This window comes from Paenochrobactrum sp. BZR 201-1 (genome assembly GCF_044987585.2).
GTDB classification, from domain to species: domain Bacteria; phylum Pseudomonadota; class Alphaproteobacteria; order Rhizobiales; family Rhizobiaceae; genus Paenochrobactrum; species Paenochrobactrum pullorum.
The window spans coordinates 256,419-269,793 of the sequence record NZ_JBJDRZ020000007.1 but is presented as its reverse complement, the minus strand read 5'-3'; the positions used below and the strand labels follow the sequence as shown (position 1 = coordinate 269,793).

The 13,375-nt window shown below is 50.1% G+C and carries 14 protein-coding genes; 11 read left to right on the top strand and 3 right to left on the bottom strand.

The features are described 5' to 3' along the window. Positions 1-60 precede the first annotated feature (60 nt). The 3 genes from ACI0FR_RS07410 to ACI0FR_RS07400 are packed head-to-tail and all read left to right on the top strand — an operon-like array spanning position 61 to position 1,784. Complete coding sequence (locus tag ACI0FR_RS07410; RefSeq protein WP_404905903.1) at positions 61-843, top strand: adenosylcobinamide-GDP ribazoletransferase; 783 nt, start codon at positions 61-63, stop codon at positions 841-843. A gap of 18 nt (positions 844-861) precedes the next feature. Continuing rightward, positions 862-1,080: a DUF1289 domain-containing protein gene (locus ACI0FR_RS07405; protein WP_374831014.1), complete on the top strand. Its 219-nt coding sequence runs from the start codon at positions 862-864 to the stop codon at positions 1,078-1,080. Next, complete coding sequence (locus ACI0FR_RS07400) at positions 1,080-1,784, top strand: TIGR02281 family clan AA aspartic protease (protein WP_404905904.1); 705 nt, start codon at positions 1,080-1,082, stop codon at positions 1,782-1,784. Before ACI0FR_RS07405 ends, ACI0FR_RS07400 begins: the two co-directional genes overlap by 1 nt. Here ACI0FR_RS07400 and dusA read toward each other — a convergent pair. From dusA to ACI0FR_RS07385, 3 genes are all read right to left on the bottom strand, one after another. Then, the gene (gene dusA / locus ACI0FR_RS07395; protein ID WP_404906011.1) at positions 1,768-2,814 is read right to left on the bottom strand and encodes a tRNA dihydrouridine(20/20a) synthase DusA; all 1,047 of its coding nucleotides are present in this window, start codon (positions 2,812-2,814) and stop codon (positions 1,768-1,770) included. The two genes, ACI0FR_RS07400 and dusA, sit on opposite strands and share 17 nt — an antisense overlap. Positions 2,815-2,956: 142 nt before the next feature. After that, complete coding sequence (locus ACI0FR_RS07390) at positions 2,957-4,093, bottom strand: alpha-D-ribose 1-methylphosphonate 5-triphosphate diphosphatase (protein ID WP_404905905.1); 1,137 nt, start codon at positions 4,091-4,093, stop codon at positions 2,957-2,959. Positions 4,094-4,134: 41 nt separating this feature from the next. Then, entirely contained in the window at positions 4,135-4,854 is a 720-nt protein-coding gene (locus ACI0FR_RS07385; RefSeq protein WP_374831008.1) for a DUF1045 domain-containing protein, read from the bottom strand. A 136-nt stretch (positions 4,855-4,990) separates the two neighbouring features. On the opposite strand from ACI0FR_RS07385, the gene ACI0FR_RS07380 reads away from it, so the two are divergent. The 8 genes from ACI0FR_RS07380 (at position 4,991) to purB (ending at position 13,342) form a co-directional block, all read left to right on the top strand. After that, complete coding sequence (locus ACI0FR_RS07380) at positions 4,991-5,908, top strand: sugar kinase (protein WP_404905906.1); 918 nt, start codon at positions 4,991-4,993, stop codon at positions 5,906-5,908. Positions 5,909-6,211: 303 nt separating this feature from the next. Beyond that, a complete protein-coding gene (locus tag ACI0FR_RS07375; protein WP_374831004.1) occupies positions 6,212-6,493 on the top strand; it encodes an acyl carrier protein in 282 nt (93 codons plus the stop codon). A gap of 62 nt (positions 6,494-6,555) precedes the next feature. Further along, positions 6,556-7,704 (top strand): beta-ketoacyl-ACP synthase, encoded by a 1,149-nt coding sequence (locus tag ACI0FR_RS07370; protein ID WP_404905907.1) that lies wholly within the window; start codon positions 6,556-6,558, stop codon positions 7,702-7,704. 11 nt (positions 7,705-7,715) lie between these two features. After that, positions 7,716-8,993, top strand: coding sequence for a beta-ketoacyl-ACP synthase (locus ACI0FR_RS07365; protein ID WP_374831000.1), 1,278 nt, complete (start codon positions 7,716-7,718; stop codon positions 8,991-8,993). A 146-nt stretch (positions 8,994-9,139) separates the two neighbouring features. After that, a complete protein-coding gene (locus tag ACI0FR_RS07360; RefSeq protein ID WP_404905908.1) occupies positions 9,140-10,168 on the top strand; it encodes a zinc-binding dehydrogenase in 1,029 nt (342 codons plus the stop codon). Between the two features lies 1 nt (position 10,169). Next, a complete protein-coding gene (locus tag ACI0FR_RS07355; RefSeq protein WP_404905909.1) occupies positions 10,170-11,093 on the top strand; it encodes a lipid A biosynthesis lauroyl acyltransferase in 924 nt (307 codons plus the stop codon). A 112-nt stretch (positions 11,094-11,205) separates the two neighbouring features. Further along, on the top strand, positions 11,206-11,883 hold the full coding sequence (rpe, locus tag ACI0FR_RS07350; RefSeq protein ID WP_374830994.1) for a ribulose-phosphate 3-epimerase: 678 nt from the start codon (positions 11,206-11,208) through the stop codon (positions 11,881-11,883). A gap of 151 nt (positions 11,884-12,034) precedes the next feature. After that, positions 12,035-13,342, top strand: a complete 1,308-nt coding sequence (gene purB, locus ACI0FR_RS07345; protein ID WP_404905910.1) for an adenylosuccinate lyase — start codon at positions 12,035-12,037, stop codon at positions 13,340-13,342. Positions 13,343-13,375 lie beyond the last annotated feature (33 nt).

Sequence of the window (13,375 nt, the reverse complement as noted above, 5' to 3'; positions counted from 1 at the left end):
TTTCAAACGGCCTATAAAGAGAAAGTGACTATTCGTCCTGAAAATGACCGGAGAAGCTGCGTGACAAAAAAGACGATCAGCCGTTCTATCGTCCATACTCTGGGCTTTTTGAGCCGCCTGCCCTTACCCGCGCATTGGTATGGTGAGGAAAGCGAATCATTGCAGGACCATGCCTATGCATTTCCGCTTGCCGGTGCAGTCCTTGGCGCGATTGGCGCATTGGCTTTACTCATCGCATCAAGTTTAGGACTGCCGCCATTAGCTGTTGCACTTATCACCTTTTTGACCTTGCCCTTCATCACCGGTGCTTTGCATGAGGACGGTTTGGGCGACACCGCTGACGGCTTTTTTGGTGGCTCTACACAGGCGCGTCGTTTGGAAATCATGAAAGATTCCCATATCGGCACCTTTGCCGCCCTCACACTGATCGGCACCATCGGGCTGAAAACCATATTTCTGGCAACCGTCATTGAAAAATTAGGAGCGCAATCGGCGGGCTTGGCGATTATTGCCATTGAAGCTGTCAGCCGCGCCGCCATGATGAGCCTCTGGTATAAACTCCCCTCAGCCCGCTCCGGTGGCTTGTCCGACAAGATCGGCGCGCCATCGCTGGAAGCCACCCAAACAGCCCTTATTATTGGTGTCGGCATTTTAGGTCTTTGCTTCACCCTCATTGCCAGTATTGCGACATTCATCTTAGCTTTGCTGGTTGCATCGCTCATCCTTTGGGGTTTTGCAAAGCTAAGCCTCAATAAAATTAACGGTCAAACCGGCGATGTGCTGGGCGCAGGTCAACAAATAACAGGATTATCTCTTTTATTGGCACTTGTTATCAGCCTCTGAAATGCGCATCTTTTCATTATGGAAACACCGATTAAAAATCAGGAGCAAGGCATACCATCGCCCCCATCACCATGCGTTTTGGTTTGCAATATGGATATTAACACCGGCCTGTGCTTAGGTTGCGCCCGCACACTGGACGAGATAGCACGTTGGTCTACCATGAGTGCAGCACATAAAAAACAAGTTCTGGCGCTCTTACCTTCGCGCCACAGACAATTACAGGCAAAAGATATCTGATGGGTCGTTTAGTTTGGATTATTCTCGCGCTCATAGCAGTTCTGGCCTTGCTGCTTGTTTCCAATCATGAGAGTGGCACGACTGCTGGTTATGATAATGATATATTTGCCCGCGCTGGTTATTTAGGTATTTGGGGCATCGTACTTGCGGCCGGTCTTCTTGGCTCTGGTATCAGTCTTGTCGATTCCGTTCGCCAATTGATGATCTGGGCAATCATTATTATGGCTTTGGTTGCAGGCTACCAATATCGCTATGAATTGCAGGATATTGGCAGCCGCGTCACAGCCGGTCTTATTCCGGCAAGTGCAATTTCCAGCCTTTCCGAGGATGGCACCTTAACCGTTACTTTAACAAAATCTTCCGGTGGACATTTTGAAGTCAATGGTAAGGTAAATGGAAAATATGTGCATTTTCTGATAGATACCGGCGCTTCTTCAATTGTTTTATCATATGAGGACGCACAAAAAGTCGGCATTGACACCGACAATCTAAACTTTACCGCGCCAATCATGACCGCCAATGGCAGCTCAAAGGCTGCGCATGCGCGCCTAGATACATTACAGATCGGCGATATCAGACGCGAGAATGTCCATGCCCTCGTCACGCAGCCAGACATGATGCGCGGCAGTTTGCTGGGCATGAGTTTTCTGGAAACCTTGCACGGTTTCAATGTGCGAGGAGACAGGCTTATTCTGCTGGATTAAGAGCGCCAAGATTGAGTGCTTGTGCCTCCGCTTCTTCACGCGCCTCGACGATCACATGATAGGCTGCGCGCAACACGTCACTGGTTGCACCAGCTTTCGGCGCATCGACGGATAATATCTGGCGGAAACGACGCGCACTCGGCTGTCCGGCAAATAGCCCGACCATATGGCGCGTCACCTGATTGAGCTTGCCGCCTGTTGCAATATGGCGATCACAATAATCGCACATCGCCTCAATCAATTCTGCATCGCTTACCGGCTCATGTGCATCACCGTAAAGCAGTGCATCTGCCTCTCTCAGCAACAGAGGATTGTGATAGGCCGCACGTCCGATCATAACGCCATCGACCGATTGCAGATGATCCAAACCTTCCTGCAAATTATTGATGCCGCCATTGATGCCGATAAATTGCGCACCATATTGCTGCTTTAAACGATAAACACGATCATAATCCAGTGGCGGAATATCACGGTTCTCTTTGGGTGACAGCCCTTGCAACCAAGCCTTGCGCGCATGTACCCACAAAGCATCAACGCCCTCACCGATCGTTAATCGTGCCAATTCGCCAAGTGCTGTTTCGGTGTCCTGCTCATCCACACCAATGCGGCATTTCACCGTCACTGGAATAGAAACCACCTGTTTCATCGCCGCGACACAAGCCGCCACGACATCGGGCGTTTGCATCAAACACGCACCAAATGTGCCTGACTGCACCCGATCAGACGGACAACCGACATTGAGATTGATCTCGTCATAGCCAAAATCAGCACCAATTTTGGCCGCTTCCGCCAGCTTTTTCGGATCCGAACCACCAAGCTGCAAGGCAACCGGATGCTGTGTATCATCAAAACCCATCAGAAAGTCACGTCGCCCATGTATGGCAGCATCGGCCACCACCATCTCAGTATAAAGCAGCGTGTTTTTAGTCAGAATACGGTGAAAATAGCGACAATGCCTGTCAGTCCAATCCATCATAGGCGCAATCGACAAGCGTGGCCAATTTCGGGGCCAGTTCTGTGGCACCGATATTGATTGGTCCTGATATAATTTAGACACGAGTGACACAGTCTTCTCCGGCAGGCTTATCGACAAGCAACGTACAACACAAAAACAACTGCCCGCTCATACACGTTATGAACGGGCAGAAAAAGAAATAAAACCAAAAAACCGTTTAAATCACCCGCGAACCTTCGCGCCAGACAGTGCGAATAATCGGAATATTATCAACGAGTTTCACCCGTACCAGATCGGCACGTTTACCAAGCGCAATCTCGCCACGATCTGTAAACCCGACCTTCTGTGCCGGATTATAGCTGATCATGCGGATTGCTTCCGGCAAGGATACGCTCGTCACATCTTGTGCCAGATGAAAAGCCGATTGCATCAAGCTTGAAGGGATATAATCTGATGAAATAATATCCAGATTACCTGTGCTTGCCAGATCACGTGCTGCCACATTGCCGGAATGTGAACCACCGCGCACAATATTCGGCGCACCCATCAAAACGGAAAGACCGGCTTTCTTCGAAGCTTCAGCCGCCACTTGTGTGGTCGGGAATTCTGCGATGCGAATACCTTGCTCAACCGCCTCTTCAACATGGCTAAGCGTTGCATCATCATGACTTGCCAGAATGATATTGCGTTCATGACAAAGTGCAGAAAGCTCTTTGCGGTTTTTATCCGAGTTACGTTTGGAATCATCCATCCGCTTATTGCAATAACGGCGAAACTCTTCATCGCTGGTTTTCAGTTTACGCATATAATAGACCTTATAAGTCTCCATATCCATAAACTGACGCTGACCGGGTGCGTGATCCATCAGCGAGGCAAGGCGCACCAGCGGCTCATTATCGAAATAATGAAATGCATCCAGACAATCATCAGCCGACACTTCGCAGCGCAAATGCAAAAAGTGATCGGCACGCAGGCGTTCATCCTGCACGCCTTGTTTGATCGCTTGCGCTAATTTACGCATATCTGCGATGCCAATTTCTGTTTCCGCATCAAGCCCGACACGCAATGCGTCAAAAACCGTAGTAATGCCGGAAGATGCAATCTGTGCATCATGAGCCTGCACGGCAGCAATCGGGTTCCAGCGCACTTTCGGGCGCGGCGCGTAATGGCCTTCCAAATGGTCGGTATGCAGCTCTACCAGTCCGGGGGTGATATAATCCCCTGCCATATCTTCACCAACGGCAGTGCCATTGCTGGAAATATCAGTAATTACCCCATTTCGAAACTGTACAGCTCCCGACACAATTTCATCAGCCAATATAAGCCGGGCATTTTTTAATACAGTTTCCGTCATCCTGTCCTATCCTGCTAACAACTCGACACTTTATCTTCAGCCTATCGCTGACCAGCCAAAGATGCCAAAAACTTGACACTCGCCAAAGGGTGCAAAGAATGCACTTCAAATGGTGCCCCCGGCTCTGGTTCGACGAACAGAGCCAGATTACTGATCTCGACACTGTCGGTTAAAACCGGTGCAAAGAAATCATCCAGAATAGCGGCAATTTTTGGTCTGTGCTTCTCTTCGATTTTGTCCGTCAAAGTCATATGAAAATGAAATTCGTCGAATACGTAAGGATAGCCCCATTGTTGCAGATTGCGCAACTGAGCAGGCTCCAATGTTTCTGGTTTTCTGCGGTCAAAATCCTGCCCGCTTAAAGGCGCACGAAACTTATCCAGCGCTGTAACCGTATCATTGGCCAGCTGTTGCAGAGCCGGAACCGGTTCTTTCAGCATTAATGCAAAGCAAGAGCCAAGGGCCGCAATTTTTAGCCGCGGCAATGTGACCGGAGCAATGGAAGATGCAAAAAGCATCAATGCACGCAACAAATCATCTTCATTATACCCAGGGGCCAGATAAAACGGTGCTTTAATGGTCGCATGAAAACCATAGCGGCGTGCCGAGATCGTCATATTATCCAGTTCTTCAACCGACAAGCCTTTGATTACAGGACGCCGCACCGCCTCTCCGGTAAATGGATTTCGCCCCAACCAATTATTGGCAATTTTCAGCAAAGCATCAGTTGAGGAAGGGGTAAAATAAATAGCGTAACGCATAATGATTCCTTTTTCTGACGCATGCCAATACCGGTAAAATAAGACAGAGTGACGAAGGTGACAGATGACGGATAATCGCTTATAGCCTTATCCAAAACTATAATCGGGAAAACCATATATATAAAAGGGTAACATAATGCACGGCTTTGCCTCTGTCGGTGAATGTATGATCGAACTTTCAGGCCAGAACGACACGCAATGGCATATGGGATTTGCCGGCGATACGCTCAATACCGCATGGTATGTGCGCGCATTGATGGACGAAGACTTCTGCGTGGATTATATCACCGCTTTTGGTGATGATGCGTTTTCCAAACAACAAATTGCCTTTATGCAAGACAATGGTATCGGAACCGACAAAAGCCCGATCATCAAAGGTGCCCGCCCCGGCCTTTATGCCATCACTCTGACCGGAGCCGAGCGTTCTTTCACTTACTGGCGCAATGATTCTGCTGCCCGTCGTCTGGCTGAAAATCCGGATAAGCTGCTCGAAAGCCTTAAAAACCGTAAAATGATCTATTTTTCCGGCATCACGCTCGCCATCATTTTGCCGGAACATCGCCACGCATTTTTGGACATTATTAATACATGCCGTGCCAATGGCTCTCTCATCGCGTTTGACCCTAATTTCCGTGCCTCTCTTTGGCCCGATCACGGCCTTGCCCGCGAACTGATTACCAAAGCCATGCGTAGCAGTGATATCACTCTGCCGACATTGCCGGATGAGCAGGCACTTTTCGGCGATGCGGATGGTCAGGCTTGTGCAAAGCGCCTCAAAGCACTTGGGGTCAGAGAAATTATTGTCAAAGATGGAACTGAGCCGGCAATTGTCCAGTTTGAAGATGATCAAACGCTTGTACCATCGGCCAAAGCCAATGCAATTGATACAACCGGCGCTGGCGACAGTTTTAACGGTGGTTATCTTGCAGCCCGTTTGAATGGCATGGCACCTGTGGAAGCAGCCATACAGGCACATAAAGTAGCTGCCCGCGTCGTGGAGTGTCGCGGTGCATTAATGCCAATGCAATCAGCTCACGATTTATTTATCAAATAAGCAGTTCAAACAGTCATGATTAAGTGATTTTGTTCAATTTCATAAGCTTGAAAGATGGTTTTCACGTTAAAAAGGACATAATTGATTATAAATTGCTTCAAATTCAACAAACAGCAATTATAAGGGGCAGGATTGCAATTATAATTGATGTCGTTAAACCAGATTATACCTACATGTATAATCTGGCGCTTATTGAGGCTTTCCCTATTTTGAGAAAAGCGCTACATACGCGTTAAATGTTTGCATATTGCGAACGAAAATTCGTAAAGCCGAAAGGCAAAAGCCTAAAAAAGGAAACAGATCTTGTCCTCAACTTTTGACAAAGTCGCAGATATTATTGCCGAAACCAGTGAAATTGATCGCGATTCAATCACGCCAGAAAGCCACACAATCGACGATCTGGGCATCGACAGCCTCGATTTCCTTGATATTGTTTTCGCAATCGACAAAGCTTTCGGCATCAAGATTCCGCTTGAACAGTGGACTCAGGAAGTAAACGAAGGCAAAGCACCGACCGAAGAATATTTTGTGCTGAAAAACCTCTGCGCAAAAATCGACGAACTGGTTGCTGCCAAACAGGCTTAATCGCCAAATGTTTACTTGGGCGTAAACGCCCCTATCAGCCGTGGAGATCATACGAAGCCACCATGCAAAGCAATAAAGTTCTCATAACCGGAATTGGCATCATTTCCTCCCTAGGTGAAGGTCTTGAAGCGCATTGGAATGCATTCAGTTCAGCCGACACAAAGCCTCAGTTGGAAACAACTGAATTTGCCCCATATGTGGTGCACAAGCTTGGTGAAGTTGACTGGAATTGCCAAATTCCGAAGCGCAGCGATCAGCGTCAGATGGAAACATGGCAGAGGCTCGGCACTTATGCTGCCGGTCTTGCGCTGGAAGATGCCGGTATCAAGGATGACGAGAACCTTTGCGCGACCATGGATATGGTTGTCGGTGCAGGCGGCGGCGAACGTGATATTTCCGTTGACACCCAGATTTTGGAAGAAGGCCGCGTTAACGAAAACCGCGGCCTGATGCTCAATGACAAATTGTCGACGGAATTACGGCCAACATTATTTCTGGCGCAGCTTTCCAATCTGCTCGCCGGAAATATTTCTATCGTCCACAAAGTCACCGGCTCTTCACGCACCTTTATGGGTGAAGAAGGTTCCGGTATTTCGGCGATTGAAACTGCCGCGGCGCGCATTCGTTCGGGTCAAAGCACCCATGCGCTGGTCGGTGGTTCTTATAATGCCGAGCATTTCGACATGATTCTCGGCCATGAACTGGGCGGTCTTTTGAAGCATGACGGTTGGGCACCTGTCTGGGAGCGTCAAGGCACAACTGGCGGCGGTATGATTTCCGGCTCAGGCGGTGTGTTTCTGGTGCTTGAAAGCGAAACCCATGCCAAATCGCGTGATGCACGCGCTTATGCAGAAATCGAACACGTGCTGACATCGCAAATTCAGCGTGGAAACAGCGACCTGCAAGCAGCTGTCCGTGACATGCTGGCGAGTGCCGGCACTGCCGACATCACCATCTCCGGTGTTTCGGGTGCGCATCAGGCAACAGCCGCCGAAAAAGCAGCGCTTGAAGCTGCAAAAGCTCATTATCAGGATGTAACCAGCCTCACCGGACATTTGCGCGAAGCACAGTTCCCATTGACTGTTGCGTTAGCTGCATTGAGCGTCTGGAAGGGTAAAGATTTGCGCAATCAGGCAGAAATTGCCTCTGCCCTTGCCACCACAATCGGCGCCTCACGCGCTGAAGGCATTGCCAAACTGGTTAAAGCATAAGGAAGAGGATGATGACAAAATATCTCGATCACCTCGGTCGTCCTCTGATCGCAATTACCGGAGCCGGTGTTGTTTCATCCCTTGGTCAGGGCAAACAAGATAACTGGAATGCGCTGACCAGCGGCAAATCCGGTATTCATGCGATTAACCGTTTTCCGACTGAAAATCTCAAAACCCGCTTTGCCGGTACGGTTGATTTCTTAACCGAAAGTGAAATCGGAGCTTCAGCCCTTTCACAAGCGCTTGCGCGCCTTGCCGGTGAAGAAGCGATCGCCCAATCCGGTCTTTCCGTGTCCGATTTTGGCGGCGCCATGTTCTTGGCGGCCCCTCCGGTTGAACTGGACTGGAAAAGCCGTTTTGCACTGGATGAAAGCGTTAAAGACCAAGGCCCCGCCAGCTATCAATTGCTGTTGGAAGCCTGCCGCAATCAGCGTCAGCAAGAGTTCTTCAACACCACGCAATTTGGCTATATTGCCGAGCAGCTGGCCAATCATTTTGGCACACGCGGTCTGCCGGTCACATTATCGACAGCTTGTGCATCCGGTGCCACTGCCATTCAGCTTGGTGCGGAAGCCATTCGCCGCGGCGAAAGCGAACGTGTCTTGGCCATCGGTACCGATGGTTCAGTGTCGGCCGAAGCACTGATCCGCTTCTCGCTGCTCTCAGCTCTTTCCACCCATAATGAAGCCCCTGAAAAGGCATCCCGTCCGTTCTCCAAAGATCGTGACGGCTTTGCCATGGCTGAAGGCTCCGGCGCTTTGGTAATGGAATCGCTGGAATCAGCACTTGCGCGCGGTGCAAAAGTGCTGGGTCTTCTAGCTGGTTGCGGTGAAAAAGCGGATGATTTCCACCGCACCCGCTCCAAGCCTGACGCGTCCCCTGCCATCGGCACTGTGCGCGGCGCATTGGCTGATGCAGGTCTGACCATTGATCAGATTTCCTACATCAATGCCCACGGCACTTCGACACCTGAAAATGACAAGATGGAATATCTGGCACTTTCAACCGTGTTTGAAAACCAAATGGAAAACATTCCTGTTTCATCCAACAAGTCGATGATCGGTCATGCACTGACCGCTGCCGGTGCGATTGAAGCCGTCTTCTCATTATTGACGATCCAGACCGGCACTTTGCCGCCAACCATCAACTATGACAATCCTGACCCGTCTATTCCGCTCGATGTGGTGCCGAATGTCAAACGTGATTGCGCGGTGACCTCTGTGCTTTCCAACTCCTTTGGTTTTGGCGGCCAGAATACCAGCCTGATTTTGACAGCCGAACCGAAATAAATTCTGGCTGTCATTGACCGTAATTTAAATAAAATCCCGGTAAGCAGATGCTTTCCGGGATTAAGCTTTCAAATATCTTGCCCATAACAATACAAATTATGGGCAAGAGCTATTTTGGGATAAGCCCAAACTTAGAGGATAATTTCATGCGCGCTTTGCAGCTTCTTGATGATCGTCGATTAGAGATCACCGATATGGCACCTCCACCCCCGCCAGCTGCGGGTGAAGTAACCGTCAACATCAAAGCCGTCGCCCTTAATCACATCGACGTTTGGGGCTGGCGCGGCATGGCATTTGCCAAGCGCAAAATGCCGCTCGTTATCGGCGCGGAAGCTTCCGGCGTTGTGTCGGCTATCGGCCCAGGGGTTGCAGGCCTGCTGCCGGGACAGCTCGTTTCCATTTATGGCGCACGCACCTGTGGTCTTTGTAAAGCTTGCCGCGAAGGCCGCGACAATCTTTGTGAACACGTCTCCGGCGTTCATGGCTTCCATCTTGATGGTTTTGCCTGTGAAGCGGTTAACCTGCCTGCACGCCTTCTCATCCCTGCACCTCCAGGTGTTGATGAGATTGGTGCAGCTGTTGCGCCTGTAACTTTTGGTACTGTCGAGCATATGCTGTTTGATAATGCAAAGTTGCAGCCGGGTGAATCCATTCTCATTCAGGCCGGTGGTTCGGGTATCGGCACCGCCGCTATTCAGCTCGCCAAGAAAATGGGTTGCACGGTCTATACCACCGTTGGTTCCGACGATAAAATCGAAAAAGCCAAGGCACTGGGTGCAGATCACGTCATCAACTACCGCGAAGACCGCTTTGAAGGCGTCATGCGCAAGCTGACCAAGAAAAAAGGCGTCGACGTGGTGTTTGAACATGTGGGCGCGGACACGTGGGCAGGCTCGATGCTCAGCCTCAAGCGCGGCGGACGTCTGGTCACTTGTGGCTCCACCTCCGGTGTATCAACAAGCATGAACCTGATGATGCTGTTCCAGCAGCAGCTGAAGCTTCTCGGCTCATTTGGTTGCCGTATGGAAAACATGGCCGACGCCATGCAGAAAATGGCACAAGGCATTGTATCGCCGGTGATTGATACCGTTGTTGGTTTTGATGAAATCGATACCGCATTGAAGCGCATGGAAGGCCGTGACGTTTTCGGCAAGATCATCCTGACTATTGAGTAATATGTTCAAGCTTAAACTCCTTGCCTTTCGCTACAGCCAGAAATTAAAACAGTTTAATTACTGGCTGTTAGCACAGACAATCTTCGTGATTTTTGCAGTTTTGCGGCTGTTGCCTGCCAATGCGGCCATCCGCTTTTGTGCGTGGTTTGCGCGCAAAATCGGGCCATTGACGCCACGCCATGAAGTGGCAGTCGATAATTTGCGCCATGCTTATCCGGAAAAATCCGAAGATGATATCCAAGCGATCGCCCGCGAAATGTGGGACAGCATGGCAAGGCTGTTTGCTGAATATATTTTCCTTGATGCTATTTTCGATTTCGACCCGAATTCACCCGAAAAAGGTCTGGTTGAAGTCGAAGGTGTTTCGATTTTCGAACGTCTGCGCGATGAGAAGAAACCGCATATTTTCTTCACCGCACATACCGGCAATTTCGAGCTGTTGCCAATTTGTGCGGCTACTTACGGGCTTGATGTAACGGCCCTCTTCCGTCCGCCCAACAATCCCTATATCGCCAAACGCGTACTTAAAGCACGCCGCACCAATATGGGACATCTGGTTCCTTCCAAAGCGGGTGCTGCATGGTCTTTGGCCAGCATTTTGGGCGATGGCGGCAATGTCGGTGTTTTGGTTGACCAAAAATTCCACCGTGGCGTCGAGAGCACATTCTTTGACCGTCCGGTTAAAACCAATCCGCTTTTGGCCAAACTTGCCCGTCAATATGATTGCGATGTCTATCCGGCTCGTTGCATCCGCCTGCCCGGTGGCCGCTTCCGCTTGGAACTGCAAGAGCGCATGGAATTGCCACGCGATGCCGAAGGACAAGTTGATATTGCCGCGACGGCCCAGCTTTTAAATGACACTGTAGAAGAATGGGTACGCGAATATCCGGGTCAATGGATGTGGTTCCATAAACGCTGGGGTTGACTTAAGTTTTATCTGACGCGTCCTCGCACAAACTTGAATGACTGTGCCGGACATGCTAACGGCACATAGTGGTACAGAGCCTTTGAAAGGCTTTTCAAACAAGGATTATTTGATGTCCCGCCCGATTATCATTGCACCTTCTATTCTCGCGTCTGACTTTTCCAAGCTTGGCCAGGAAATCAAAGATGTTGTGACCGCCGGTGCGGACTGGATCCATATTGATGTGATGGACGGCCATTTTGTGCCAAATATCACTTTTGGCCCGGATGTCGTCAAAGCCATCCGCCCACAGACAGATGCCGTTTTCGACACTCATTTGATGATTTCACCTTGCGATGCGTATCTGGAAGCTTTCGCTAAAGCTGGCTCTGATATCATCACCATCCATTCGGAAGCAGGCCCTCACCTGCACCGCTCATTGCAAGCCATCCGCGGCCTAGGTAAAAAAGCCGGTGTAGCGCTCAATCCTGGCACCCCTGTTTCAGCGCTCGAAAATGTCATTGATGATGTCGATCTCATTTTGGTGATGACCGTCAATCCGGGCTTTGGCGGTCAGAAATTCATCAGTTCGATGCTGCCGAAGATTGCCCAAGTCAATGCATTGATTGGCAATCGCCCGATTGACTTACAGATTGACGGCGGCGTGACACCGGACAATGCAGGTGCTGCGGCAAAAGCTGGTGCCAATTCGCTTGTGGCAGGCTCCTCTGTTTACAAGGCAGGCAATCTGGAGGGCTACCGTGCCAATATCGTGGCCATCCGCAAGGCTGCGGAAGAAGCCCGCGCTTAATTGAATTCTTGCAGGCGGGCGAGTATTTTAGGAAAAGTGGGAACCGGTTTTCCGTAAAAATGCGTAAAAAGGCATCCGCCTGATTTCTTTTTAAAACCGCCGGTTATTACCCTAACTGGTTTTCTCGTCGAATACACATTAGGAAACGCACATGATCCCGCGCTATTCCCGCCCTGAAATGGTTGCCATCTGGTCGCCGGAAACCAAGTTCCGTATTTGGTTTGAAATTGAAGCCCACGCCTGCGATGCATTGGCTGAAATCGGCGTTATCCCGAAAGAATCCGCTAAAACCATCTGGGAAAAAGGCGGTGCAGCAAAGTTTGATGTCGCCCGTATCGATGAGATCGAAGCTGTCACCAAGCATGACGTCATTGCATTCCTGACCCATCTGGCAGAATTTGTGGGGCCTGACTCACGTTTCATCCATCAGGGCATGACTTCATCAGACGTGCTCGACACCTGCTTCAACGTGCAATTGATGCGCGCCTCTGATCTATTACTTGCTGATCTCGACAAGCTGCTGGCAGCGCTTAAAACCCGTGCCTATGAGCATAAAGACACCGTCACCATCGGCCGCAGCCACGGTATCCATGCCGAGCCGATTACATTCGGCCTTAAAATGGCATTGGCCTATGCCGAATTTGAACGCTGCCGCGCCCGCCTTGTAGCGGCGCGTGAAGAAATAGCCACTTGCGCCATCTCAGGGGCAGTTGGCACATTCGCCAATATCGATCCGCGCGTTGAAGAACATGTGGCTAAAGCCCTCGGCATGAAAGCCGAGCCTGTATCCACACAAGTGATCCCGCGTGACCGTCATGCTATGTATTTTGCAACACTCGGCGTCATCGCGTCATCGGTTGAACGTCTGGCCGTTGAAATTCGCCATTTGCAGCGCACTGAAGTTCTGGAAGCGGAAGAGTATTTCTCACCCGGCCAGAAGGGCTCTTCAGCCATGCCGCACAAGCGCAACCCTGTGCTGACAGAAAATCTCACCGGTCTTGCCCGCATGGTTCGCTCTTTCGCACTGCCTGCAATGGAAAATGTGGCCCTCTGGCATGAGCGTGATATTTCGCACTCTTCCGTTGAGCGTATGATCGGCCCTGACGCTACCGTCACCCTTGATTTTGCTTTGGCGCGTCTCACCGGTGTGATTGAAAAATTGTTGGTCTATCCTGACAATATGACAGCCAATATGAATAAGTTCCGCGGCCTCGTGCATTCACAGCGCGTGCTTTTGGCGCTCACTCAGGCTGGTATCAGCCGTGAAGATTCATACCGTCTGGTTCAGCGCAATGCGATGAAGGTTTGGGAACAGGGTAAAGATTTCCTGGAAGAATTGCTGGCTGATGAAGAAGTGCGTGCAGCCCTCAGCGAAGAAGAAATCCGCGAAAAATTCGACCTTGCATACCATACCAAGCATGTTGATACGATTTTCAATCGCGTTTTCGGTGATAATTAATCGGCAAATAAATCAGACAAGATATTGGGTTTC

Bases quoted from the DNA above. Each gene is read 5' to 3' on its own strand.
- ACI0FR_RS07390 (WP_404905905.1), bottom strand. From the start codon at position 4,093: ATGACGGAAACTGTATTAAAAAATGCCCGGCTTATATTGGCTGATGAA.
- ACI0FR_RS07355 (WP_404905909.1), top strand. From the start codon at position 10,170: ATGTTCAAGCTTAAACTCCTTGCCTTTCGCTACAGCCAGAAATTAAAA.
- ACI0FR_RS07400 (WP_404905904.1), top strand. From the start codon at position 1,080: ATGGGTCGTTTAGTTTGGATTATTCTCGCGCTCATAGCAGTTCTGGCC.
- ACI0FR_RS07385 (WP_374831008.1), bottom strand. From the start codon at position 4,854: ATGCGTTACGCTATTTATTTTACCCCTTCCTCAACTGATGCTTTGCTG.
- ACI0FR_RS07370 (WP_404905907.1), top strand. From the start codon at position 6,556: ATGCAAAGCAATAAAGTTCTCATAACCGGAATTGGCATCATTTCCTCC.
- ACI0FR_RS07380 (WP_404905906.1), top strand. From the start codon at position 4,991: ATGCACGGCTTTGCCTCTGTCGGTGAATGTATGATCGAACTTTCAGGC.
- ACI0FR_RS07365 (WP_374831000.1), top strand. From the start codon at position 7,716: ATGACAAAATATCTCGATCACCTCGGTCGTCCTCTGATCGCAATTACC.
- ACI0FR_RS07405 (WP_374831014.1), top strand. From the start codon at position 862: ATGGAAACACCGATTAAAAATCAGGAGCAAGGCATACCATCGCCCCCA.
- rpe (WP_374830994.1), top strand. From the start codon at position 11,206: ATGTCCCGCCCGATTATCATTGCACCTTCTATTCTCGCGTCTGACTTT.
- ACI0FR_RS07360 (WP_404905908.1), top strand. From the start codon at position 9,140: ATGCGCGCTTTGCAGCTTCTTGATGATCGTCGATTAGAGATCACCGAT.
- purB (WP_404905910.1), top strand. From the start codon at position 12,035: ATGATCCCGCGCTATTCCCGCCCTGAAATGGTTGCCATCTGGTCGCCG.